Origin of the sequence: uncultured Mailhella sp. (assembly GCF_944324995.1) — a bacterium.
GTDB lineage: Bacteria > Desulfobacterota > Desulfovibrionia > Desulfovibrionales > Desulfovibrionaceae > Mailhella.
This window is the reverse complement of record NZ_CALUYL010000039.1, coordinates 1-22,549: the sequence shown is the minus strand read 5'-3', so window position 1 is coordinate 22,549 and position 22,549 is coordinate 1. Positions and strand designations below refer to the sequence as shown.

Below are 22,549 nucleotides of genomic sequence, written 5' to 3'. Positions count from 1 at the left end.
AAGCAGAGCCGCGCTCAGCTTAAGAAAATTTCTTCGTGAATACCTGTCGGGCATGATAAACCTGCCTGTTGAACATGTTGAGCAGAAAAATTTCCGCCAGAGAGTGGGCCTGTGGGAGCCTGCGCGAGTCGACGAGGAACACTGCGAAAAAGTTTTCGGAACCGGCGCTCCTGCCGTCTGTCAAAAAAGAGCCCACGCAGCACGGCATTGAAACAGACCGCTTCGACGCCGCAATTCCGACGACGCGTCTCCCGTTGCGTCGGAAATTTTCAGGCCTCATAGGGAAAGAAAAGCCAGACAATGAGTCTGGCCCTTCTGCTGAGGCATGCATGACCTTGAGGTCATGCATGCCTCAGCGGGACATGAAAAAGGCACGGGAATCGCAGAATTCCCGTGCCGGACCGATGTTATTTGAACACGTCCATGCCCTTCAGATGTTCATCGTACATCTTGCCGTACCAGCGGCTGATGAAGTGAACAGTGGAGCGGCACGCCTTGCCAACGACAAGGTCAATGTTCTTGCCCTCGGCGCGAGTAGCGAGGTTGCCAGTCTTGGCCTTAGCGGTCTCGACATGCCAAGCCTTCACAGTCTTGCCGTCAAATTCATCGATAACGATCTTGAACTGGTTGTTAGGACCAACAAACACGTTGTTGGCTCCGCCGTCGAGCACGATCGGTTCCTTGTTGGCGATCATGACTTCGTGCGGATAGGTGCAGGTAGCTCAGGTCTCGGGACGCGCCAGGAACCGCGGGTCATCAGGCCAGTCGGAACCATTCTGCACGTCGACGACATCAGAGTACGCAACCAGATCAACCTTACCGTCCTTGAACGGGTTGCCGGGGCGAATGTTCAGATGAACAAGCGTCTTGCCGTCTTTGGAAACGACATAGCACTTGTCGCGCTCAACCATGGACTGCATGAGCCACTTGGCGTTCTTGGAGTCGATGTAGAGCTTCTTGGTGGTGACGTTTCCGGCCTTGTCGGTGATGGAAACGTTCACGCTGTCCTTGCCGATGTTCTTCACGGCCACAGTGGCGTCGCCGACCTTGAAGGTGGCGTTGTTGGCATAGGAGCCGACAACAGGCTTGGAAGGCGACATATAAAGATCGGTGCAGCTGTCGGTGGCAAGTTCACGAACGTGAACATTGTCGTCGGCGTCGATCTTGTCCACGACGACATAGGTGCGGCCCACGCTGGAAACGTTGCTGCCGTAGTCGAAGCGGGAGAGATTATTCTTTTCGTCAGGAACGGTGTGTCCCACAGGCTGCTTGGAACCATGCACCAGAGCGCCGTCGGCGGCGTCATTGCCGATGCTGGTGCCGACCTTCACGGGGAAGGTGGAACCGTAGTAGTTGCCGGTGGTCTTCACGATCTTGAAAACGGCTTCCTTGCCGTCGGCCAGACCGTAGGTTTCCCAACCTTCCACGGAGGAAAGTTCCCAGCCGCGGGACTTGTCCGAGTTGCTGGTGATAATGTCGCCCTTCTTCATGACGACGTCGCGGATCACGTCGCGGATGTAGCGGTCCACGATGACGCGATAGGACTTGCCGGCCATGGTGGTGGGCTCGTTATCGAAGGGATACCAGTTGCTCGAGCGGGCAGTGGTGTACAGACCTTCGGAAGGGATGATGATCTTACCGTCTTTGATGTAGCTCTGACGAATGACAATACCGTCGTTGATGGTGCGTTCGAGGCCGAGCATGGTCTTCTCGTGACGGTTGTTCACAAGACCGATCAGCTTGGCCACAACGGCGGCATTGGAGGCAGGAGATTTCATGGCAGCGCTGCCTTCGACAGGCGCCACTCCGGCCAGAGCTACTCCGTTCAGGCTGGCGGCAAGCAGCAGAGCAAGAGACAGCTTGCCGAGGCCCTTGAGAGCACTCATGTTCATAGGAACTCCTTGGATGATTAATTCCGGCCCGTCAGAACATGGCGGCCAGAGCGTTCTGCGCCGCCCCGGCCACTGTCTGACGAAGTTCAAGATTTCCCAGTGAAATCCCGGAATTATAAATACAACTCAGGCGTTGAAAACGCGTGAAGAGTTAGCAGTTGCAATCGAAGCTGGCAACGCCTTCGATTTCAAAATGTTCGTTGATCTGCTTGATCTTGGTGTCGGTGACGCCTTCCACTTCCTTCAGCTCGTCGTAGCTGGTGAAGTCGCCGACGTTCTCGCGATACTCTACGATCTTTTTCGCAAGATCAGGACCGATGTTGGGATCAGCGGCAAGTTCTTCCTCGGTGGCGCTGTTCAGGTTGGCCTTTTCGGCAGCAAAGGCAGGACCGGCGAAGCAGAGGGCCGCAACGGCAAAGCATGCAAGAATACGCTTGATATCCATAACAGTTTCTCCTGAAAAATAAGGTGGAAAACGTTGTTCCGGTCTAATAATCGTTTGAGATTCGCCTGTCAAGTTTCTATTGAAAAGGAAAAAATTTCCCCCTTGATTTATATCTGATTTTCTCAGATTGTGAAATTTTTATTATAATTGTTATAAAAAATGCGTCCCCAAAGGTGAACTCCCGGATCAGGCGGGAGCGTGCTCCGCCGTTCGGAAGGTGAAATCCGCCGGACGAATATGCACCCAGACATCCGCATTCGGTTCCAGCGCAAGGCTTTTCACGCACTCGGAAGAAAGGATGGCGCAGAACTGATGCTCGTTATTTTTCAAACAAATCATAACTCTGGCCTCGTCTCCGCAGCTGAGCACGTCCGTGACGGTTCCGGCGAAGCAGTTGTCCTCCTCCACCGCTTCTTTCAGCACCTGCACCTGCAGGGAACGGACCACGATGCTCGCCTCGCTCTGCTCCGCGAGCTCAAGCCTCGCAAAGGTTCTTGAGGAACACTGAACAAGAAAGGATGTCCCGGCCGCAGTCACGCACAGCAGGCACGAGAACTCTCCCCGTCTCATGAGCGTGAGCGTTCCGGTCACCACATTGTGCCGACCCGTGCGGCTTGCGTACTCCCACTGACGGAATATTTCCCGCAACCGCTCCAGCTCGCCCGCCTTCGGCCGACCGCCGTTTCTTCTGCCGAGAAAAAACTCCACCGTGGGAAGGGGAACGCCGTGTCGAAGAAGCTCCTGTTCCCGAAAATTCCGCAGATCCGTCGGCCGGAAATCCGGGAGTCCGGCCTCCGCCGCGCGCAGCGAAAAAATGCGCCGCACATAGGCCGGATCAAGACGGCAGAGTCCGCCTTTCGCGCGCACGTTGTACGGGGCGTCGCGCAGTTCCATCATGCGGTTCAGGGCGGTCCGCGGCAGGGGCAGCTCCCGGGTCCAGCGCCCCCGAACGTGCAGCACGCTCCGCTCGGCATCGATGTCCGTAAGATCGTTGAGCGCCAGAGCCTCGCCCAGTCTCAGCGCCGCAAAGCGCATGACAAGACACACCAGCAGCACGCGGGAACGCGAACACTGCTGCGCGGGCGAAGCCGCCTTTTCATGCCAGTGATAAAAGGCCTGGAGCACCTCTCTCAGTGTTTTGTCGTCCAGTTCGTGCTTCTCGGAAAACACCTCTTCCTCCGTATGGTCCATACGCTGCTCTCCCGACGGGACGTTGCCCGAATATATCGCGATTTTTCAGAAAAAAGGACTTTCTTGCGGCTGCAGGGAATAAGTCTATGGTGAAATGCAGCCGTATTGCGCGCTTTCGGCGTGCGGAAAGTTGAACATGGCTTGCCGGAATGTCCTATCCCGATTATATACCGGCAGATGCGTACCGCGGGATGCGCCTGCATTGCGAAGAGCCACAGCGCCCTCATGCGTAAAAAAGATCCCGCCAACCGCAACAGTCACGGATTTCTCATGAATATAGGAAATTACACCTTCAATGAATTCAAAAGCATGGCGGAACGCTTCCACGGCTACGCCGCTCCCGGTCTTCTGCTCGGCGGCTACATGGTGGCGCTTGCGCAGCGGCATCTGCCGGAAGGAACGCTGTTCGAGGCCATTTCCGAAACCCGCAAGTGTCTGCCGGACGCCGTGCAGCTGCTCTCATTGTGCAGCATGGGCAACAACTGGGTCAAGGTGCGCGACATAGGAAGATACGCCGTCACCCTGTACGACAAATATACCGGCAAGGGCGTGCGCGTCAGCGTGGACGTAAAAAAACTCGAAGCCTGGCCGGAATACTACGACTGGCTCATGAAGCGCAAGCCCAAGCGCGAGCAGAACGAAGCAGAACTTTTGCGTGAGATTGAAGAAGCCGGCGACAGCATCTGCAAGGTGGAGGAAGTGACCGTGCATGCCGCGCTTCTCGGCCATGCTCACACCGGGGCCGTAGCCGTGTGCCCGGTGTGCGGCGAGGGCTATCCTTTAAAGGATGGCCCCATCTGCCGCGCCTGTCAGGGCGAACGCTACTACGCGACGACCAGCGCCGACGCAGCGCAAACATCCCGTCCTGCGGCTCCGGGCATACGGGTAGTTTCCGCCGAAGAAGCGGTGGGCAAGGTGCTGGCGCACGACATGACGCGCATCGTTCCCGGCGAATTCAAGGGCTCGGCCTTCACCGCCGGTCAGACCGTGAGCCCCGGCGACCTCTGCCGACTCCAGCAGATAGGCCGTTTTGACGTGGCCGTGATCGACGAGCAGGTTTCCGTGGAAGGCGAAGCTCCGGCGCATGAAAACGAAGCGGCGGAAAGTTTTGCCCGACGCATGGCCGGTCCCGGCGTGCGCTACTCGCTTCCTCCCCGCGAGGGAAAAATAGATTTTGTGGCCGACTGTTCCGGTCTTCTTTCCGTGGACGTGAAAAAGCTTGAGCGCTTCAATCTCGTGCCGGACGTCATGTGCGCCTCACGTCAGGACGCCACGCTGGTGCAGGAAGGCAAAAAGGTGGCTGGAACCCGCGCTATTCCGCTGTTCCTCGACCGCGCCCTGCTCGGCCAGGCTCTGACCGTGCTCGGCGACGAGCCGCTTTTCACGGTGACGCCTCTGCGCCGCGCCCGCATGGGCGTGCTGGTGACGGGCACGGAAGTGTTCAACGGGCTCATCGAGGACAAATTCATTCCGGTCATGAAGGAAAAGGCCAGACAGTACGACTGCGACATTCTTCGCACCGCCATCGTGCCCGACGACAGACAGAAGATTGCGGCCGAAGTGCAGCGCATGAAGGATGCCGGCATTGACCTGCTGGTCACGACGGGCGGCATGTCGGTGGATCCCGGCGACGTAACGCGTCCCGCGCTTCTGGACGCGGGCCTGACGGACATGCTCTACGGCATGCCCGTGCTGCCCGGAGCCATGGCCATGGTGGGACGCATGGAATCTGCGTCCGGCGACATTCAGGTCATGGGAGTTCCGGCCTGCGCGCTGTTCTTCAAGAACACCGTGTTCGACCTGCTGCTTCCCCGCCTGCTGGCCGGCCGCCGCATCACCCGCGGCGAGCTTGCGCGCCTCGGCGAGGGCGGCTACTGCATGGCCTGCTCCATCTGCACCTACCCCAAGTGCGGATTCGGCAAGTAGCATGACGGGGCTCGTGCTGGCCGGAGGGCTTTCCTCCCGTTTCGGAAACGACAAATCCCGCGTCGTCGTGCACGGCGGCGCGGGAGACATGGCGGATTTCAGCCTCCGTCTGCTTTCCTCGCTGAAAGAGGTGCGTGAACTTGCCGTGTCCTGCCGTGCGGATCAGGTGGAAGATATGAAGGACAAACGCGCGACGCTGGTTCCCGATGAAGAAGACGGCCCGCCCACGCCGCTGAAAGGACTGGTGGCCGCGCTTCGCAGACTGCCCGCTCCGGTGCTGGCCATTCCGTGCGATCTTCCGCTCATGACGCCGGACATTCTCGAACTGCTCATCCGGGCGCGCACCCGCGCCCTGGCGGAAAGAAATCCGCAGAGCCCGACTCTTCTGCGCACGACCTTTATCGACAAGGACGGATTTCTGGAATCTCTCATCGGCATTTACGAAGCGGAGAGTCTCCCCTTGCTGGAAAAGGCCCTGCATCAGGGGCGCTGGGGCATATGGTCCGCCCTGCCCCGGGAAGGCAACTGTCTGGTGCCCCGGCCCGACTCCCCGGCCTTTCTCAACATGAACACGCAGGAAGAATTTCAATGGGCCGTCGGCTATCTTACGACCCGCCGCTGACGAAAGTTTCCCTGCCGATTCCCCTGTATCAACGCTCCGTCCGACCTTGGGCGGAGCGTTTTTTTGCGTGGCCCCCGCATCCGCCTCAGCGCCCTTTTCGCCGCATCGTTTTTTCCAAAAGCCCCGCTTCCGCCTCGCCAAGACTTTTTGCTGATGAAAAGCATCGCCCCCGCCTTCGGGCAAGGATTCTTCAACCATCGCTTGAAAGAGCGACGCGCCCCGCCTTTTCATCCCGCCTGTTGCCCGGCGTCTCTTTTCCTCCATCCTCCCTTTTTAAATAAAAAAACACCCCTAAAATGCAGCCGAAGCCGTACTTCCGGGGTATTTTTTATTCGTCAGGCCAGAATGAGCTGTTCCCGAGCTTCGCGAAGAGGCAGCACCCTTCCTATGCAATAGGCCGGTTCTCCCAGCGCCGCCAGCCGCTCGCAGGCTTCCTGCCTTCGTTCCGCAGGCACGGCGAGCAGAAGTCCGCCCGAGGTCTGCGCATCGAAGGCCAGCGTGGCGCGAAGCTCGTCCGCGCTTTCCGAAACCAGCGTATGACAGGCGCAGTAGTCCCGGTTGCGATACGTTCCCGCGGGAATCAGACCGCAGGAAGCAAAATCCTCCACCTGTTCGATGAACGGAAGCGCCGCCGTGTCGATTTCCACGGAAACGCCCGAGCCCTTGGCCATTTCCAGAACATGGCCGCCGACGCCGAAGCCGGTGACGTCCGTGGCGGCCCTGAGGCCCATGTCGCGGATCAGCGAAGAGGCGTTTGCGTTCAATCTGGTCGTCCAGCGGTACATGTCGCGCTCCGCCTCGTCGCTGCCGGGCCACTTCGCCTTCACTGCCGTAGCAAGCACGCCCGTGCCCAGCGGCTTGGTGAGAATAAGCGCGTCTCCGGGCACAAGGCCGTCGTTGCGTGCCACATGCGCAGGATCAATCACCCCCGTGACGGACAGACCGAACTTGATCCATTCATCATCCAGCGTATGACCTCCGGCCAGCACGGCCCCGGCTTCGCCCACCTTTTCCATGGCTCCGGAAAGAATGTCCGCCAGCACAGAAAGCGGCGTGTCCGATTCCGCCGAGGGAGAAGGAAAGGCCGCGATGTTCATCACCGACCACGGCCATCCGCCCATGGCATAGACGTCGGAAAGCGCGTTGGCGGCCGCCGTCTGTCCGAAAAGGCGCGCATTGTTGCCTATGGGACCGAGAATGTCCACGGTCTGCACCAGGGCGAGCCCCGCAGGCGGGGCCTTCACCAGAACGGCGTCCTCATTGTTGGAAAAGCCGTGCAGCACGCGCCCTTCCCTGTCCGGCGGCGGCGTGATGTCGGAAAGAATCTGCTCCAGCAACTCCGGAGCCGTCTTCGCCGCTCAACCGGCGCCCTTGGTTTTATCCATCAGACAGAATGTCGACATACGATCTCCAGGCACGTCGCGTGCCTACCTGTTTTTCATGTTCAGCGCCCGCATCGCGCCTTCCGCCGCAAAGGGCATGAAGGCCGAGATGGACGTCGCAGGCGTCGGGTTCGTCAGCTCTCCCGTAAAACGCGCCCCCTGCGCCGCCAGCACACAGGCTTCCTTCAGCGGAAATCCGGCCGCGGCAAACGCCGTAAGCAGCCCCGTGACGAGATCGCCCGTGCCGCCCACCGGTTCCATGAACGGCAGACAGGGCTCCGTCACACGGCCTGTTTCCTGTCCTTCCTCCATGATAAGGTCGGATGATCCTTTGACAAGAAGAAGGCGCGCGCTGTCGCCGTGCTCCCAGGCAAGTCTTGCCAGATCCTCGGCCCGATTGCCTTCCGAAAGAAGAAAGCCGCGCGTATAAAAAGGATGCGGCGCTTTTTCATCCGCCAGAAACGCCAGCTCTCCCGCATCCGGCGTGAACACGTCGTAGCGCGAGGCGTAGCCGCTCATCTTGGCGGCGTACATGAAGCCCGCATCGGCAACAAGCGCCGGCATGGGGCCCCGGCGCGCCTCCAGCGCCATGAGAATTCTGTTGTGCCCGTCCACGCTGGGAAAAAGATAGTGAAACGTCAGGCCGGAAAGATTCGCTTCCTCCTCTCCAAGCCACGACGCCAGCCAGGCATAGAGCGCCGAGCTTCCTTTCGACGAGCCGCAGTCCCCCGCAAGAAGAATCTGCGGACGGGGCGCGCCGAGTCTCTCCGTCACCAGCAAGGCCGCAGCCGCGAGCGCGGGCGTGCCCCGCTGCACGGGCACGGAAGGCACGACGGTCTCTTTCCCCAATACGTGGACATCCTCGGGCTCAAGCCTGTCGCCGTTCACCCTCCAGGAGCCCAGGCACAGGGGAAAATCGTCATCCGGCACGGTGCCGCATATCAGCCAGCTCATGCTCCACCTTCCTGCCGCCACAGGCGACGGGCTTCAAGAAACGCCTTCTGGAGCGCGTACGAGCACAGGGTGTGCCCCTGCACGCGGGGTTCCTCCGCGCCCGCAATGCTTTCGCCGACAAGAAGCGACGCAAGATACGGCACATCCGGGCAGCCGCCGCCGGATACGTTGACGATGCGCCCGGAGGAACGCTCCACGGTAATCTTCACGTTGGCGGCCTGCACCATGAACCAGTCGCCGAAATCCTTCGTGCGGAACAGCGACACGGGTTCGAGCATCGGTCCGCTTACCGGAACCACGGTCATGGGCGAAAGCCGCTCCTTTTCCAGTACCCGCCGGACGGCGGATTCCATCATGAGCGGAAACGTCACCACCATGTCGCAACCGGTGCGCAGTTCCGGCGGAGGCCCCTTGACCTCCACCGGAAAACCGGCCGACTGAAGACAGCGTTCCGCCCGAATGACCTCGCCGGTATGCTGGAAGACCAGAAAACCCTTTTCCACGGAAGAGGCGTTTTCCGATTCCCTGCCGCCGCGTCGCTTCAGCCAGCCGGTCAGTCGCTCAAGCATTACTTGCGAAGCTCCAGCCGGACGACGCCGTCGCCCTCTTCTTTGGCTTCAATGTTCCAGCCGCTGCGTCTGGCCGCCCGGCTGACGTTTTCCTGACTCGTCGAGTTGTCCACGAGCACGTCGATGGGATCGGATCCGGAAAGATGCGGATACACCATGAGCACAGGCTGGGGGCAGGAAAGTCCGCGCGTATCAATAAGCATAGGAAGTCTCCTTTATGACTCAGGCTTTTCTCGAAAACGCAAAACCGATGACCAGACACACGGCAAGGCCGATGAGCGTGCCCTGCACGCCGTACGCGCCGATGCCCGCAGCGGAGCTCGCCGTGCCGAGGTTGTGCGCCATGGCGGCCCCGGCCAGCATGCCGAGGGCGAAGATGGCGGCGTCGCTGTCGCCTTCGCCGGCCATGAAGAGCTGTCTGCCGGGGCATCCGCCGGCGAGCGCGAAGGCCAGACCGGCCGTGACCATACCGAGGAAGTTCCACAGGCCGTCGGTATGCGCCACGGGCTGATTGGCGAATCCGGCATGGAAGCCGCCCGTCAGCAGATTGGCGATGATGGCCGCGGCGAACATGGCCGCCACGCCGAAGAACAGATGTCCGTACCGGAAGAGAATGAGATCACGGAACGCGCCCATGGTGCAGAAGCGGCTGCGCTGGGCAAGCGCTCCGATGACGATCGCCACGCCGAGAGACAGAAGGAACGGCGCATGGGAAGCGCCGGGGCCGCTCACGGAATAGAAAAGAGGCCCGCTCTGCGCCTGTCCGGGAACCTGCGGGAAGGCAAGATACAGCCCCAGAAGTCCCAGCATGATCAGGGGGAAGAACCAGCCTGCGGCGGCGTTCTGCTTGACGCTGCTGCCGAGAGAATAGCCGCGCTTGAAGAACAGCGTGCCCAGTCCTATGCCGCAGACAAGCCCGGCAAGACCGAACAGCGCGTTGCCGTCGCCGCCGGCAAGACGGAGAATGGTGCGCCACGGACAGCCGAGAAAGACCAGTGCGCCGACGGCCGCAACCATGCCGAGAATGAATCGGACGATGGGCGCGGAGCCGCCGCGGGGCCGGAACTCGCCGACCATGAGCGACATGCCCATGGAACCGAGCACGAAGCCGATGATTTCAGGCCGGATGTACTGCACGATGGCGGCGCGATGCAGCCCGAGACCGCCCGCGATGTCGCGTTCAAAGCAGGCCACGCATATACCCATGTTGGCGGGATTGCCGAATTTTTGCAGCAGAATGGCTGCAACGCCGATAAACGCGCCGACGAAGATGATGCCGGCGGTGCCGGCAAAGGGATTCTTGCCGTTCATGAAAAGGCTCCTCCATAGAAGTGTGTCACCATTGCCACGCCGTTTTTTTGGCGACATGACCGAGTGAGAACCGTGTACCCCGCACAGTTGCCGCGGAAGGAAGAGCCCGGATTCAGACGAAAGAGGATTATTGCGCGCGTCCGAAGAGTCTCAGGGGAACTTCCAGTTCCGCTGAACACGCGCGTCAGGTACCGCCGGGGAACTGACGTTCCACGGAAAAAACGGTCGTCCTCGACCTTGTGTACCTGAAAGCAGACATGGCATCCCCTGACGTGATTTGCCTGTGAATATAACCCCGGTTTTCGTCCGCTTGCAAGAAAAATATGCCTTGCACCCGAAACAGAGGGCAGAGCAAACCGTGAGTCTTCTGCAACAAGACGATATCATTTCCCAATCCGGGCCTCTTTCCCGCAGCGCATCCCTCTCTCAGAAGCTATGACGCCCCGGAAATACAAAAGAAAAAAGGGACCTTCCGCAGACAAAACGCCCTGTACCTTGGGCATAGTCGGGCGCTTCCATGCGCGGCAGTCGGAGCACGATGTCTTTTTCAGAACATATGCCTGTTTTTGTCAGGCGTTGCAGACATTCCCTGTTGCAGGGAACGACGACCGGTGATACCTTTTTGCAATTCATCACGAGGTTTTTATGGCCGGATCACTTGCGGCAGCTTCGGCGCGGGCTGCCTTTCGCTCTACGCTGCCCATTCTCATCGGCTTCGGCTTCTGCGGCTTCTCCTACGGACTGTACATGCATTCGCTGGGATTTGAGCCCGTTTTTCCCATTCTCATGGCGCTCACCATTTTTGCAGGCTCCCTGGAATTCATCATGGCCAGCATGATTACCGGCCCGTTTGCGCCCGTCACGGCCTTTGTCGTGGGGCTGGTGGTCAACGCGCGGCATCTTTTTTACGGCATCGCCATGCTCGACCGCTACCGCGACGCCGGAGCGATGAAGCCCTATCTCATCTACGGGCTGATTGACGAAACATTTTCCATTCTCGGCATGGGACGCGTTCCCGAAGGCGCAGACAAACGCTGGTATTACTTTTTCGTCACGCTGTTCAACGAAGCCTACTGGGTGCTCGCCACCGCCGTGGGCGCCATATTCGGCGCCGACATGCCCTTCGACACCCGCGGTATAGAATTTGTTCTGCCCGCCCTTTTTCTGGCCATCTTCGTCAGCAGCTGGCAGCAGGAGAGGCAGCACGCGGCTTCTCTCGGCGGACTCGGCGTCACGCTGGGCTGCCTTCTGGCCTTCGGCGCGGCCTATTTTCTTCTGGCCGCCATGTTCTTCATCATTGTTCTGCTTCTTCTGTTCCGCAAAAAACTTTCTACCATGACAGGAGCACGGCCATGACCACGCTTCAGGCTGCCGTCATGATCGGTCTGGCCGTGCTGGCCACCCAGATCACCCGCTGGACGCCGTTTCTCTTATTCCGAAAAAGAACGCCCGCCGTCATCGCCTATCTCGGTTCGGTGCTGCCTTCGGCCATCTGGGGCATGCTGGTGGTGTACTGCTTCCGCAACGGTACGCTGGTGCCGGGCAGCAACGGCGTTCCCGAAATCATCGCCTCTCTCGTCACCGTCGCCCTGCAGTTCTGGAAACGCAACATGGCCGTTACCATCGCAGGCGGCACGCTCTGCTACATGGCCATGATTCAGCTTTTTTTCTGACCCTCCGCCCCGCGTCCGAAACGCCCTGCCGGACGCCGCGCCGCACTGCGCGTCCGCATCATGCTGCACTCCAACGCGGCCACCCGGAATCCAAATTTTTTCTGCATTGTTCGATCAAGGAGAACTTTCGTGACCAGACGACGCCTGCTTTGTTTCGGCGATTCCAACACCTACGGATGGCAAGCCGCACTTTCCGGCCCCACGCTGCGTTATCCGGCAAGCATACGCTGGACCGGACGTCTTGCCGCACTTCTCGGCCGGGACTGGGAAGTGCTGGAAGAAGGACTCGGCGGCAGAACGGTGCGGGACAAGGCCACCGTGGGCAGCGGGGTGTCCGTGCCCGGCGCGGGGCTCAGCGCGCTGGACTACCTTCCCGCCTGCCTGCTGTCGCATCTGCCGCTGGATATCGTCGTCATCATGCTCGGCAGCAACGACATGAAATCCGTGCTTCAGCGCTCGGAACACGATATTGCCGAAGGCATGGCAGAGCTCGTGGACGTGGCAAGACATTTTCCCTGGAACGAACTTCTGGATTATCCGCATCCGCAGGTGCTCATCATGTCCCCTCCGCTCATCGGAGAGCGCAAAATGCAGCTTGCCGGAGCCCGCTATGTCGATGCGCCCCGCAAATCGCGCCGGCTTGCCGAGCTTTACCGGAGCGTGGCCGAAACGCATGACGCCTTTTTTCTGGACGCCGCCGCAGCCATCGGCGGAGAGCCCTGGGGCGAGGCCCACGGCGTGGACGGCATGCACCTCAGCGAAGAAGATCACGCCGCGCTGGCAAACGCGGTGTTTGAAAAGGTGCGCTCCATGATTCTCTGACGCCGCCTTCGCCCCTTCATGCCAAAATCGCTTGGTAATGCTATAATATTTTGTTTTTATTTATTTTTATTAATATATTTCGTACTGCGTTACAAAAAAATACGCCCTGCAACAGTTTGAAACGTGACAAGACCTTCCCTCTTTTCTATATACTGAACTCGTACTTCCCCTGAACCTTTCTTTCATTCAGCATAAAGGAACACGCCATGATCAAGAAGACTCTTTCCATCTCCCTGCTCTCTGCCGCCGTTCTTGCCTCCATACCCATGGTCGCCATGGCCTATCACGACGGCCCCGGACGTCATCACGGTTACTATCAGAACAACGACTATCGCGGCACGCCCGCTCTGAGCGAGGAACAGCGCGCCCAGATGGACAAGCTCTGCGAAGAGCATCGCAACGCCGTTCGTCCCATCTACGATCAGCTGACCCAGAAGGGCCTCGAACTTCGCGCGCTTTCCCCCAACCCCAACGTCAAGCCTGAAGAACTGAAGGCCATCATTGCAGACATTTCCAAGCTGCACGAGCAGCTGCGCTCCATCAATGAAGACTTCTATTCCAAGATGGCCGACGCCGGTCTGCCCTGCTTCGGGGCCTATCGTCACGGCGGCTACCATCACGGAGGAAACGGCTGGTGCGGCATGCCCCGCTACGGTCATAACTACGGCTGCTGGCGCTGATTCTGCCGGTCGCTTCAACGCCCCGGAAATCTTTCCGGCGGCGTCAAACGACAAGTTCCGTCTTGCCGTCATGGTCCCTTCATCATATGCTGAAGGGACCTTTTTTTTCATGGAAAACCGCAGCGCCGCGGCTTCCGTTTTCTTTTCCGCATGGAGCATTCCTATGAAACTGAAAGAACTTATTTCCCGGGCCAGAACCTGCCGCCGCTTCAAGGGCGATCACCGCATCTCTTCCGAAACGCTGACCGAACTTGTGGATCACGCCCGTCTCTCCGCCTCCGCCCGCAACAAGCAGGTGCTGCGCTTCGTCACCATCAGCGACAAGGACACCTGCGAAGCCATGAACGCCCTTGTGGTGCTCGGCGGTGCCCTCACCCCGGAACAGCGCGCCACGGACAAGCAGCATCCCGGCGGATTCATCGTCATTGCGGGCCCGGAAAACATGGACGACTTTGCCACCATCGACATCGGCATTGCGGCCCAGAGCATCAATCTGGCCGCCTGCGAGGCCGGTCTGGCCTGCTGCATGATAGGCGCCGTCAAAAAGAATGAAGCCGCCGCTCTCGTCGGTCTGCCGGACGATCTGAAGGTCAAGCTGGTGCTCGCCGTCGGAGAACCCGATGAAGAACGCCGTCTCGTGGAACGCAGAGCCGACGGCAGTCTTTCCTACTACCGCGACGAAAACGACGTACACTGCGTGCCGAAAATCACTCTCGACGAAGCCATCATCATTAAAAAATAGCGCCCAAACACAGCGCCGCGCATGGGAACGCAGGCCCGGCTCCGGGCCTGCGCGCCCGAAGTTCTCATGGCATTTCTTCAAAAAACGTGTTACCTCTTCTCGTGGTGACACGTTATTTTCTTTTGTGCCACCGAGCATACTTTCGGAGTCCCTCATGAAACCAGTCCTTTCCCTTGCCGCGGCCGTCATGCTCGCGATTCTTCCCCTGACCTCGCAGGCCGGAGTCGTCACCGACATGCGAGGCGTCGCCGTCTCCGTTCCCGACGATCCCCAGGCCGTCGCCACCATCGACGACGGCTTCATCGAAGAGGTCATGACGCATCTCGGCGTCATCAGCAAAGTCAAGGTCATCGGCTCATGGTCCATGAAGCGGGACTACCGCTACGTCATTCCCTCCCGTTCCGGGGAAAGCCGCGAATATCGCGGCTGGCACACCATGAAGTATCTGCACCCGTGGCTGAACGATCTGCCCTGCGTCAACGCTCCGCAGGGCAACGTCATCAGCTTTGAAACGCTGGCTTCCGCCGCGCCGGACGTGGTGATTCTGCGCGTGGGCGACACGCCGGTCGGCACGGACAAGGACAAGGTGAAAAGAACCGTGGACACCATTGAGGCGCTCGGTCTTCCGCTCGTGGTGCTGTATTCCCCCACCTGGTTCCGCTCTTCCGACCTTTCCAGCATGAAGACGGAAGCCGGCATCATCGGCGAACTGTTTGGCAAAAGGGAACAGGCCGAGCGTCTGGCCGACTCTCTGGCAAAGACCGAAACCATGATACGCGAACGCACGAAAGACATTCCGGAAAGCGAGCGCCCGTCCGTTCTTCTCCTCGGACTGCGTCCCGACGTGAGGAAAAAAGGCGGCGCAGGTTCGGTGCAGGGCGTGGACACGCCGGAATCCTACATCATCGAGCAGGTGGCGCATGCCCAAAACGCCTATCGGGGCAAGGGCACGTCCGTGCCCATGAGCGCGGAACAAATTTACGCCTGCGAGCCGGACGTCGTCATTCTGCCCACGGCCAACGGCTACCATCCGCCCCGGGAGCTCTACGACGCCCCCTATTATGAAAATCTTCAGGAGCTGCAGGCGGTGAAGCATCGCAAAGTCTATGCTCTCCCCTGGTCGCCCATGAACGCATCCCGCCGCGTGGAATATCCGCTCGACATGCTCATCATCGCCAAGGCCGCCTATCCCGAACGCTTTGCGGACATCAGCGTGTACGACTTCGCGCTCCGCTTCTATCAGGACGTGTACGGCGTGGATGAAAAAACCGCCAGAGGTCTGCGCAGCACGCAGCTGCTCGACTGGATGGATGAAGCCGACTTCTGAGGTCTTTAAAGTTCTCCTTTAACTCTGGATGAGGAAAACGCGTCCCGCCCCTTCCGGCAGGACGCCCATGCTCCTGCCGCATCGTGCGAGGCCATAATGACATCCTTTCGCGCTCCTCTGGTCATGCTGCTTTCTCTCGCCCTGGGCGCAGCTCTGATACTGGCCATGCTCTCCGGCGACTACGATCTCACGCCCGGCAACGTGGCGGACGTTCTTGCCGCGCATCTCGGTCTCGGCGAGGATTCGGCCTCGAAAATGCACGACGTCATCGTGTGGCGCATCCGCCTCCCACGGCTGCTTCTTGCCGTCATGACGGGCATGGCCATGGCCGTTTCCGGCACGGTGTATCAGGGGTGCTTCCGCAATCCGCTGGTGGAGCCGTACATTCTCGGCGTGTCGGCCGGAGCCTCCTGCGGTGCGGCGCTGGCCATCGTCTTTCCCATGATGTTTCCCAACGGCCAGACGGCAGCCTTTCTCGGCGGCATGGCCGCCGTGACGCTCTCCTTTCTTCTGGCCCGCAACCGCGGCGAAACCCCGCCCGTCACGCTGGTGCTCTCCGGCATCATCGTGGGGTCGCTCTTCTCCGCCGTGCTCGGCATCATGAAGTATCTCGCTTCCGACGTGGAGCTTCGGGAAATCACCTTCTGGATGATGGGCGGATTCTATTACGCCAACTGGCGCGACGTGACCGTCACGGCCTGTGCGGTGCTGCCCTGCCTGCTCATCATCGCCGCTCTGGCGTGGAAGCTCAATCTGCTTTCGCTGGGGGACGAGGAAGCCCGCAGCCTCGGCATTCATCCCGACCGGGTGCGCGTCGTCTTCCTTGTGCTGGCCACGCTGGCCGCCTCGGTATGCGTTTCCGCCGTGGGCATCATCGCCTGGGTGGGCCTCATGATGCCGCACGCCGCGCGCATGATGTTCGGCCCGGACAACCGCTGGGTCATCCCCGGATCGGCCCTGCTCGGCGCGCTGTACATGCTGCTGTGCGACACGCTGGCCCGCACACTGACGGGCACGGAAATTCCCATCGCCATCATCACGTCCATCGTCGGAGCGCCCTACCTTCTGTGGCTGCTCCGCGCCAAGGGGAGGGAACTCTATGGCGCGTAAGCTCTCCGCCGCCTGCGCCGCCGGGCGGGGCGTCGCCTCCCAGGCCGAAGACTTCCTTTTGTTCCACCGCGGAGCGCAGCAGGGCTTTTTTCACCATCTCAGGCATCTTTTCCAGACGGAAGAGCCTGCCGTTCAGGCTGAGCCCGCCGCATCGGATGAAGACTGCGCGCTCGACATCCGCAATCTTTCCTTTGCCTACGCCGGAGCTCCCGTGCTTCACGACGTCAGCCTCCGCGTCCGCCCCGGGCAGATATGCGGACTGCTCGGCCCCAACGGCAGCGGCAAGTCCACGCTTTTCCGCTGCTGCATGGGCTTTCTTCATCCCCAGGAGGGACAGGTCCACGTCAAAGGCGTGAACATTGCTCACATGAGCCCTGCAAAGCTCGCGCGTCACGTGGCCTACGTTCCGCAGGAACACAGGCTGCCCTTTCCCTTTCTCGTGCGCGACATGGTACTCATGGGCCGCTCGCCTCACATGAACGGCTGGTTCCGCCTGAGCGAGGAAGACCGGATCATTGCCGAAGACGTCATGCGCCGCATCGGCATAGAGTCTCTGGCCGAGGCCGCCTGCAATCAGCTTTCCGGCGGACAGCGGCAGCTCGTGCTCATAGCCCGCGCCATGGCGCAGAAAACGCCGCTCATCCTTCTGGACGAACCCACCAGCGCTCTGGACTTCAGCAATCAGCTTGCGGTATGGAAAGTGCTGCGCGAAGTGGCCGACGAAGGCGTGGCCATTCTGGTCTGCTGCCACGACCCGAACCACATTCTCTGGTTCTGCGACACAGCCGCCGTGCTGACGCGCGGCCGCATCTTCTCTCAGGGGCCCGTGCATGAGGCCGTGACCGAAACGGTGCTCCAGCACATTTACGGCCCGCAGTGCGTGCGCATTTCCGCAGGAGCCGTGGACATGGTGTGCCCGCGCCGCTCATGACGCCCGGCCCCGCCATGCAGAAAAGACAAGGAGACATCATGTACGCTTCAGGCATTACTCAGGAACTCATAGACAAGGCCGTGGCCTTTCACGGTCACACCTGCCCCGGCATCAGCCTCGGCATACGGGTTGCCGCTTGGGCCATGCAGCATTTCGGCACCGCGGCCGACGAGGAAATCGTGGCCGTCACGGAAACGGACATGTGCGCGGTGGACGCCATTCAGGCGCTGGTGGGATGCACCTTCGGCAAAGGCAATCTCATCTTCCGCGACAGGGGCAAGGTGGCCTTCACCTTCTTCCGCCGCAGCGACAACAAGAGCGCGCGCCTTGTCCAGATTCTGCGGGACGACGCCATTTCCCGCCGTTCGCAGGAAATACGCAACGCGCTGAGCGCCAAACATCTTTCGGAAGAGGACCGCACCCGGCTGGAGCTTGAACGCGAGCAGCTGCGGCAAAAAAGCATGGAGCAGATTCTCTCCCTGCCCTTCGAGGAACTTTTCTCAGTGGGAGAAGCCCGCTGCGACATGCCGCACACGGCGCGACGCCTGCCGACCATTGTCTGCGAATCCTGCGGCGAAGGCGTCATGGCCTCGCGCATCAGGGAAGTCAACGGACGAAAGCTCTGCATCGACTGTGCTGAGCAGGAAGAAAGGGGCAATCTGCACCAGGGCGTCGGCCGGACGTGTTGTCGATAACGCTTTTTCTGAAAAAACGGGCGGCGCCGCGCGTGCCGCTCTTTTTTTGCCCGAACGGCAATGATGCGGCAGCGTTGCCGAGGCGCTCAACGTAAAAAAAGCGCCCTTGCCCGCCCCGAAACGCCTCGGCAAAGCACGGCGGGGGCGGGAGGCACAACGCTGCGCCGCTTCAGCACGCAAACGTTCAGCAATCACAAACAGAGCACTCCGCCGGGCCGGACCCCGGTCAGTCGCCATCGACCGCCGGAATCCGCGAGTCTTCGGCTCGGTCCGGGAAGCTCGCTTCGGCCGATCCGCCCCTATTTCTTTGAGGTAGCTCCGAGCTTCTTTTCCAGCGCGCGGGCCACGGGAACATCCGCAGGAAGCAGGCCCGGAAGCTCGGCAAGTTCCTGCACGGGAACCCAGCGCATGTCGTCATGCACCGTGAGCGCAATCTCGCCTTTCCAGGAAAGCACCCGGTACACGCTGAGATGTACGACGCCGAAGTCGTAATCATGACTGTTTTCCGCGAGATATTCCCCGATCTTCGCTTCAATGCGCAGCTCTTCCCGAAGCTCGCGGGCCAGACACTGCTCCGGCGTTTCTCCGGCCTCCAGCTTACCTCCGGGGAACTCCCAGCTTCCGGGGCAGCTCATGAATGGCGCGCGCCGCATGACAAGAATGCGGCCGTTTTCCCAAAACACCCCGCCCATGACTTCCTTGATGACCTTTTCCATACATTCTCCTCGCAGTAAAACTCCGACGTCTCATTCCTGCGCCGGACTCCGTCTTACAGGACGCCCGCGGGCGCCTGCATGCTTCTCTCCCGTCTGCGAATCGTCAGAAGGTAGCACACGCTGATGTACACGGCGCAGATGGTGCAGGTGACAGGCTCGCAGAGGCACACGCCCATATATCCCATGGCCGGCACCACAAACAGCGCAAACAGCACGTTGCCCGCCAGCTCAAGCGCGCCCTCTCCCAGGCTGAACAGCCGACCGCCCATGCCCTGCAACGCGCATCGCAGCACAATAAGCACGGCTATGCCGGTATAGAACGGAGCGTCCACGCGAAGATACAGGCTTCCCGCCCGAATGACCTCGGCGCTGTCGCTTCCCGTAACAAGGTGAACCAGCGGTTCCGCCAGAAACCACACCACCACGTTCACGCCCGCCACCCAGGCCAGCGCCAGAAGCACGGCATGACGCACGCCGGTTTTCGCCCGCATCCACTGTCCTGCGCCGATGTTCTGGCTTGCAAAGGTGGAGGCCGCCACGCCGAGCGTTCCGAGCGCCAGCATGAATACGCTGTGAAAACGCCTTGCCGCCGCATATCCGGCCACGGTGGCCGTTCCAAGATCGTTGATGGCCGACTGGAGGATCATAATGCCTATGTCCACAAAGCACATCATGAATCCCATGGAAAGTCCGGTTCCCAGCATCTCGCCGAGCATGCGTCCATCGGGCAGCAGACGGGACATCCGGGAAGACGCCCGTGCGCTCACCCGTCCTCCGGGGCGCAGCTCCGGGCAGCGGGCGACCATGTAGGCAAGACACAGCAGTACGGAGCAGCCCTCGGAAATCACCGTGGCCACGGCCGCGCCGGAAACGCCGAAGCCGAGAACTGCCACGAGAAGAAGATCCAGAGCAATGTTGCCCGCAGCAGCAACCAGAAGAAACATGAGCGGCATGAAGCTGTTGCCCACGCCCCGGAGCAGACCGGCAAGCATGTTGTAGGCAAGCAGCACGGGCATGCCGAGAAAAATGACGCGCAGATACGCCGACGCCAGCGGAAGCGCATCGGGCGGAGTGCGCAGAGCGCGCAACAGAGATTCCGCGCCGAAAAGCCCTGCCGCCATGACCAGAAGCGACATGCCGGCCCACAGCCACAGCGCCGCAGTCACGGCTCTGCCGAGCTCGCCCGCGTTCCGACTGCCGTAACAGCGGGCAATCACCAGCGAACAGCCGTTGGATATGCCGGACGAAAGTCCGACCACCACAATGTACACGGCCACGGTGCAGCCGAGTGCGGCAAGCGCGGCATCGCCGAGCACATGGCTCACCACCGCAAGGTCGGCCATCTGATATCCCTGCTGGAACACATTGCCGAGAAACACGGGCAGGGCAAACCACAACATGCCCTTGAGAGGGCTGCCCTGGGTAAGATCTATCTTCATAGAAACAGGCCGTATAAAAGAAAAGCCCCTGCGGAATTCCACAGGGGCTTGAAAATAATGCTGGCATCGGCCTACTTTCCCACGTAAAGATGCGCAGTATCATGGGCGATGAAGCGCTTAACTTCCGAGTTCGGAATGGGATCGGGTGTACCCGCTTCTCTATGGACACCAGCAAATATGTCCACTGCAATCATGCAGTCAGTGTCAGTGTGTTGTTGCTTATATCCGAATCTTTCAGCGCTGGCAAGTCCTTTTTCGTCCTCCCGGCCGAAAAACATGCCCGGCGCAAAGTGCAAACCAACCGCCCTACTCGTCCCGCTCCGCATATTCCGGCAGCCAGAGACTTTCGTACACCTTGCTGTGACTCAGAACTCTCTTGCGCAGCCTGTCGCGGTAATTCGCCTCCGGTTGCACGTCCGACGAAAACACGTTGTAGCCGAAGCCCAGCCGCTCGCCCTGTACGGAAAAACCCAGCGCCGTCAGCAGCGTCGGAAAAAGATCAAAATGCGTGATGATGGATCGCACGGGCTTGAGGGTGGCGTCCCGCTGCAGGGAACAGAGCACATACCGTCCCTTCACGTGCTTGAGCTCCACATTGTCCATCTCGGCCATTCTGGCCTGATGATCGCCCATGACGAGAATGACGAACTTGTCTTCCCAGCCCTTGTCGCGAATATGCCTGAGCAGCCGCTCCACCTGAGAAAGGGAACACTTCACATAGCCGGACCAGTTTTCCGAAAAGCCCTCGTCCACGCACGGCGGGGAAAGAAAGCCCGGCTCATGGGTGTCCATGGTGGAAAGCGCAAAGCTGAACTTTTTGCCTTCGGCCATGAGCTCATCGATGCGGGCAATGCTGCGATCGACCATGTCGCTGTCGTACATGGCCCAGGTGTTCATGGTGGCGGGATCCACGTGCTTTTTCTCTATCCAGTCTTCCTTGCCCATGAATTCCTGATAGCCGTGACTGAGAAAAAACTTGTTCAGCCCGGAAAACACGCCGCTTGAGCCGTTGTAGTACACGTTGTGATAGCCGTCGGCCTTGAGATAGTCGCCAAGACAGACGGCTCCGGGCAGATAGCGGTCCAGCGCCCATCCTGTGAGATTGCCGCTGAGAATGGAAATGGACTTGAGCGGAATGCCGCACTGCGACGCCACAATGCCGCCGATGGTGAAATCCGCCCCGGGCATCTGATCGATGCGCAGATCGGGCGTTTCGATGGAAGGACGCAGCGGAGCAAGAAGGTCTTCCCCCATAACGTCGCTTCTGCCGAAGGTGTCCTCAATGCTCTCACAGTAGATGATGATGAGATTTTTCGTGCCCGTGCCGGAAACCTTCACCGTTCTGGGGTCAATGTACGCGCCTTCGGTGTAAAAATCGCCGAGCACGGCCTGTTCCTGAAAGAAGGTAAAGAAGTTCACATAGAACATGGAATACAGCAGAATGCCGAACCATATGCCGGCAAGCCGCCATCCGCCGGAGAGCCAGTGAACGACGCGGGCCGGAAAACGGGCCAGGCGTCCGGCAAGCCCCGCGGCTCCGGCGGCGGAAATCACGAGCGCCGCCACCACGATCCAGCGCACCGCGACGAAGGCGTCGTCGATGAACGAGCCCGGCACGATGAACCACAGAGCCACAAACGCCAGACAGACCGCCGCAAACAAAAGTCCCGGTTTTTCCTGTCTGCGCACTGCCGCTTCCCGCAGAAAGGCGAAGGTAAGGGCGCACAGCACGGCATTGCGCACATGCCAGAGAAAGACATGAATGAAGTCTCCCGGCATGGTCACGATGTTGTCCTTCATGAGCTGCATGTGGAACAGCACCTGATTGATGGTCACCTCGTCGAACTCCCGCTTCGACATGACAAGAAAGGCAACCGTGAAGCACACCAGAAAGAAAGAGAGGAACGAGCGGACAAAACGGAATGGAACCGTCCGGACAATGGGCATGACGCTATCCCGTGGCTGAAGTAAGCCCCCGATCCGATGCAGGGGCAGTTCCTTTTAAGCAAAAAAAAGAGGCTGTGTAAACAGCCTCATAAAGTCACATGGTGGGTCACCGGAGACTCGAACTCCGAACCAATTGATTAAGAGTCAACTGCTCTACCAATTGAGCTAGTGACCC

At 60.0% G+C, this 22,549-nt stretch carries 24 protein-coding genes, 1 tRNA gene and 1 rRNA gene; 12 read left to right on the top strand and 14 right to left on the bottom strand.

Features of this window, described 5'->3' with window-relative positions; translation table 11 throughout:
- On the top strand, positions 1-211 hold a 211-nt coding region (locus Q0K02_RS12190), incomplete at its 5' end, for a hypothetical protein (RefSeq protein ID WP_294489410.1).
- Between the two features lie 196 nt (positions 212-407).
- Here the strand turns inward: Q0K02_RS12190 and Q0K02_RS12185 are convergent.
- The 4 genes from Q0K02_RS12185 to Q0K02_RS12170 all read right to left on the bottom strand — a co-directional run bounded on the left by Q0K02_RS12185 (position 408) and on the right by Q0K02_RS12170 (position 3,528).
- On the bottom strand, positions 408-695 hold the full coding sequence (locus Q0K02_RS12185) for a transcription factor (RefSeq protein WP_294489408.1): 288 nt from the start codon (positions 693-695) through the stop codon (positions 408-410).
- Positions 696-722: 27 nt separating this feature from the next.
- Positions 723-1,892, bottom strand: a complete 1,170-nt coding sequence (locus Q0K02_RS12180; RefSeq protein ID WP_294489405.1) for a hypothetical protein — start codon at positions 1,890-1,892, stop codon at positions 723-725.
- A gap of 151 nt (positions 1,893-2,043) precedes the next feature.
- Entirely contained in the window at positions 2,044-2,337 is a 294-nt protein-coding gene (locus Q0K02_RS12175; protein WP_294489402.1) for a helix-hairpin-helix domain-containing protein, read from the bottom strand.
- A 186-nt stretch (positions 2,338-2,523) separates the two neighbouring features.
- A complete protein-coding gene (locus tag Q0K02_RS12170; RefSeq protein ID WP_294489399.1) occupies positions 2,524-3,528 on the bottom strand; it encodes a site-specific integrase in 1,005 nt (334 codons plus the stop codon).
- A 270-nt stretch (positions 3,529-3,798) separates the two neighbouring features.
- Between Q0K02_RS12170 and Q0K02_RS12165 the strand changes: the two genes are divergently transcribed.
- Both Q0K02_RS12165 and Q0K02_RS12160 read left to right on the top strand, forming a co-directional pair.
- Positions 3,799-5,454 carry an FmdE family protein gene (locus Q0K02_RS12165; RefSeq protein WP_294489397.1) on the top strand — a complete coding sequence of 552 codons (1,656 nt, stop codon included), beginning with the start codon at positions 3,799-3,801 and terminating at the stop codon, positions 5,452-5,454.
- Between the two features lies 1 nt (position 5,455).
- On the top strand, positions 5,456-6,076 hold the full coding sequence (locus Q0K02_RS12160; protein ID WP_294489394.1) for a molybdenum cofactor guanylyltransferase: 621 nt from the start codon (positions 5,456-5,458) through the stop codon (positions 6,074-6,076).
- A 335-nt stretch (positions 6,077-6,411) separates the two neighbouring features.
- Here Q0K02_RS12160 and selD read toward each other — a convergent pair whose 3' ends face one another.
- Genes selD through yedE form a run of 5 tightly spaced genes read right to left on the bottom strand, consistent with a single transcriptional unit; the run spans position 6,412 to position 10,292 of the window.
- Complete coding sequence (gene selD / locus Q0K02_RS12155) at positions 6,412-7,479, bottom strand: selenide, water dikinase SelD (protein WP_294489391.1); 1,068 nt, start codon at positions 7,477-7,479, stop codon at positions 6,412-6,414.
- A gap of 24 nt (positions 7,480-7,503) precedes the next feature.
- Positions 7,504-8,412 (bottom strand): NAD(P)H-hydrate dehydratase, encoded by a 909-nt coding sequence (locus Q0K02_RS12150; RefSeq protein WP_294489389.1) that lies wholly within the window; start codon positions 8,410-8,412, stop codon positions 7,504-7,506.
- A complete protein-coding gene (locus Q0K02_RS12145) occupies positions 8,409-8,981 on the bottom strand; it encodes a DUF3343 domain-containing protein (protein WP_294489386.1) in 573 nt (190 codons plus the stop codon). The genes Q0K02_RS12150 and Q0K02_RS12145 overlap by 4 nt, the downstream gene beginning before the upstream one ends.
- On the bottom strand, positions 8,981-9,184 hold the full coding sequence (locus Q0K02_RS12140; protein ID WP_294489384.1) for a sulfurtransferase TusA family protein: 204 nt from the start codon (positions 9,182-9,184) through the stop codon (positions 8,981-8,983). The genes Q0K02_RS12145 and Q0K02_RS12140 overlap by 1 nt, the downstream gene beginning before the upstream one ends.
- A gap of 19 nt (positions 9,185-9,203) precedes the next feature.
- On the bottom strand, positions 9,204-10,292 hold the full coding sequence (yedE, locus tag Q0K02_RS12135; RefSeq protein ID WP_294489382.1) for a YedE family putative selenium transporter: 1,089 nt from the start codon (positions 10,290-10,292) through the stop codon (positions 9,204-9,206).
- A 645-nt stretch (positions 10,293-10,937) separates the two neighbouring features.
- On the opposite strand from yedE, the gene Q0K02_RS12130 reads away from it, so the two are divergent.
- From Q0K02_RS12130 to Q0K02_RS12090, 9 genes are all read left to right on the top strand, one after another.
- Complete coding sequence (locus Q0K02_RS12130) at positions 10,938-11,648, top strand: AzlC family ABC transporter permease (RefSeq protein WP_294489379.1); 711 nt, start codon at positions 10,938-10,940, stop codon at positions 11,646-11,648.
- Positions 11,645-11,965, top strand: coding sequence for an AzlD domain-containing protein (locus Q0K02_RS12125; protein WP_294489376.1), 321 nt, complete (start codon positions 11,645-11,647; stop codon positions 11,963-11,965). The genes Q0K02_RS12130 and Q0K02_RS12125 overlap by 4 nt, the downstream gene beginning before the upstream one ends.
- A gap of 129 nt (positions 11,966-12,094) precedes the next feature.
- Complete coding sequence (locus tag Q0K02_RS12120; RefSeq protein ID WP_294489373.1) at positions 12,095-12,787, top strand: GDSL-type esterase/lipase family protein; 693 nt, start codon at positions 12,095-12,097, stop codon at positions 12,785-12,787.
- Positions 12,788-12,993: 206 nt separating this feature from the next.
- The gene (locus Q0K02_RS12115) at positions 12,994-13,467 is read left to right on the top strand and encodes a periplasmic heavy metal sensor (protein WP_294489369.1); all 474 of its coding nucleotides are present in this window, start codon (positions 12,994-12,996) and stop codon (positions 13,465-13,467) included.
- Between the two features lie 163 nt (positions 13,468-13,630).
- Positions 13,631-14,209: a nitroreductase family protein gene (locus Q0K02_RS12110; RefSeq protein WP_294489366.1), complete on the top strand. Its 579-nt coding sequence runs from the start codon at positions 13,631-13,633 to the stop codon at positions 14,207-14,209.
- A gap of 154 nt (positions 14,210-14,363) precedes the next feature.
- Positions 14,364-15,536: an ABC transporter substrate-binding protein gene (locus tag Q0K02_RS12105; protein ID WP_294489364.1), complete on the top strand. Its 1,173-nt coding sequence runs from the start codon at positions 14,364-14,366 to the stop codon at positions 15,534-15,536.
- Positions 15,537-15,632: 96 nt separating this feature from the next.
- Positions 15,633-16,646 (top strand): iron ABC transporter permease, encoded by a 1,014-nt coding sequence (locus Q0K02_RS12100; protein WP_294489361.1) that lies wholly within the window; start codon positions 15,633-15,635, stop codon positions 16,644-16,646.
- Positions 16,636-17,577, top strand: coding sequence for an ABC transporter ATP-binding protein (locus tag Q0K02_RS12095; protein WP_294489358.1), 942 nt, complete (start codon positions 16,636-16,638; stop codon positions 17,575-17,577). Before Q0K02_RS12100 ends, Q0K02_RS12095 begins: the two co-directional genes overlap by 11 nt.
- Before the next feature lie 38 nt (positions 17,578-17,615).
- A complete protein-coding gene (locus tag Q0K02_RS12090) occupies positions 17,616-18,272 on the top strand; it encodes an FmdE family protein (protein WP_294489354.1) in 657 nt (218 codons plus the stop codon).
- Between the two features lie 299 nt (positions 18,273-18,571).
- Here Q0K02_RS12090 and Q0K02_RS12085 read toward each other — a convergent pair whose 3' ends face one another.
- From Q0K02_RS12085 to Q0K02_RS12065, 5 genes are all read right to left on the bottom strand, one after another.
- On the bottom strand, positions 18,572-18,988 hold the full coding sequence (locus Q0K02_RS12085; protein WP_294489352.1) for a (deoxy)nucleoside triphosphate pyrophosphohydrolase: 417 nt from the start codon (positions 18,986-18,988) through the stop codon (positions 18,572-18,574).
- Between the two features lie 53 nt (positions 18,989-19,041).
- A complete protein-coding gene (locus Q0K02_RS12080; protein WP_294489349.1) occupies positions 19,042-20,427 on the bottom strand; it encodes an MATE family efflux transporter in 1,386 nt (461 codons plus the stop codon).
- Positions 20,428-20,485: 58 nt separating this feature from the next.
- Positions 20,486-20,600, bottom strand: a 5S ribosomal RNA gene (rrf, locus tag Q0K02_RS12075).
- Positions 20,601-20,733: 133 nt separating this feature from the next.
- Positions 20,734-22,374, bottom strand: a complete 1,641-nt coding sequence (locus Q0K02_RS12070; RefSeq protein ID WP_294489346.1) for a sulfatase-like hydrolase/transferase — start codon at positions 22,372-22,374, stop codon at positions 20,734-20,736.
- A 99-nt stretch (positions 22,375-22,473) separates the two neighbouring features.
- Positions 22,474-22,549, bottom strand: a tRNA-Lys gene (locus tag Q0K02_RS12065).

Bases quoted from the DNA above. Each gene is read 5' to 3' on its own strand.
- Q0K02_RS12185 (WP_294489408.1), bottom strand. From the start codon at position 695: ATGATCGCCAACAAGGAACCGATCGTGCTCGACGGCGGAGCCAACAAC.
- Q0K02_RS12180 (WP_294489405.1), bottom strand. From the start codon at position 1,892: ATGAACATGAGTGCTCTCAAGGGCCTCGGCAAGCTGTCTCTTGCTCTG.
- Q0K02_RS12175 (WP_294489402.1), bottom strand. From the start codon at position 2,337: ATGGATATCAAGCGTATTCTTGCATGCTTTGCCGTTGCGGCCCTCTGC.
- Q0K02_RS12170 (WP_294489399.1), bottom strand. From the start codon at position 3,528: ATGGACCATACGGAGGAAGAGGTGTTTTCCGAGAAGCACGAACTGGAC.
- Q0K02_RS12165 (WP_294489397.1), top strand. From the start codon at position 3,799: ATGAATATAGGAAATTACACCTTCAATGAATTCAAAAGCATGGCGGAA.
- Q0K02_RS12160 (WP_294489394.1), top strand. From the start codon at position 5,456: ATGACGGGGCTCGTGCTGGCCGGAGGGCTTTCCTCCCGTTTCGGAAAC.
- Q0K02_RS12150 (WP_294489389.1), bottom strand. From the start codon at position 8,412: ATGAGCTGGCTGATATGCGGCACCGTGCCGGATGACGATTTTCCCCTG.
- Q0K02_RS12145 (WP_294489386.1), bottom strand. From the start codon at position 8,981: ATGCTTGAGCGACTGACCGGCTGGCTGAAGCGACGCGGCGGCAGGGAA.
- Q0K02_RS12140 (WP_294489384.1), bottom strand. From the start codon at position 9,184: ATGCTTATTGATACGCGCGGACTTTCCTGCCCCCAGCCTGTGCTCATG.
- yedE (WP_294489382.1), bottom strand. From the start codon at position 10,292: ATGAACGGCAAGAATCCCTTTGCCGGCACCGCCGGCATCATCTTCGTC.
- Q0K02_RS12130 (WP_294489379.1), top strand. From the start codon at position 10,938: ATGGCCGGATCACTTGCGGCAGCTTCGGCGCGGGCTGCCTTTCGCTCT.
- Q0K02_RS12125 (WP_294489376.1), top strand. From the start codon at position 11,645: ATGACCACGCTTCAGGCTGCCGTCATGATCGGTCTGGCCGTGCTGGCC.
- Q0K02_RS12115 (WP_294489369.1), top strand. From the start codon at position 12,994: ATGATCAAGAAGACTCTTTCCATCTCCCTGCTCTCTGCCGCCGTTCTT.
- Q0K02_RS12110 (WP_294489366.1), top strand. From the start codon at position 13,631: ATGAAACTGAAAGAACTTATTTCCCGGGCCAGAACCTGCCGCCGCTTC.
- Q0K02_RS12105 (WP_294489364.1), top strand. From the start codon at position 14,364: ATGAAACCAGTCCTTTCCCTTGCCGCGGCCGTCATGCTCGCGATTCTT.
- Q0K02_RS12100 (WP_294489361.1), top strand. From the start codon at position 15,633: ATGACATCCTTTCGCGCTCCTCTGGTCATGCTGCTTTCTCTCGCCCTG.
- Q0K02_RS12095 (WP_294489358.1), top strand. From the start codon at position 16,636: ATGGCGCGTAAGCTCTCCGCCGCCTGCGCCGCCGGGCGGGGCGTCGCC.
- Q0K02_RS12090 (WP_294489354.1), top strand. From the start codon at position 17,616: ATGTACGCTTCAGGCATTACTCAGGAACTCATAGACAAGGCCGTGGCC.
- Q0K02_RS12085 (WP_294489352.1), bottom strand. From the start codon at position 18,988: ATGGAAAAGGTCATCAAGGAAGTCATGGGCGGGGTGTTTTGGGAAAAC.
- Q0K02_RS12080 (WP_294489349.1), bottom strand. From the start codon at position 20,427: ATGAAGATAGATCTTACCCAGGGCAGCCCTCTCAAGGGCATGTTGTGG.
- Q0K02_RS12070 (WP_294489346.1), bottom strand. From the start codon at position 22,374: ATGCCCATTGTCCGGACGGTTCCATTCCGTTTTGTCCGCTCGTTCCTC.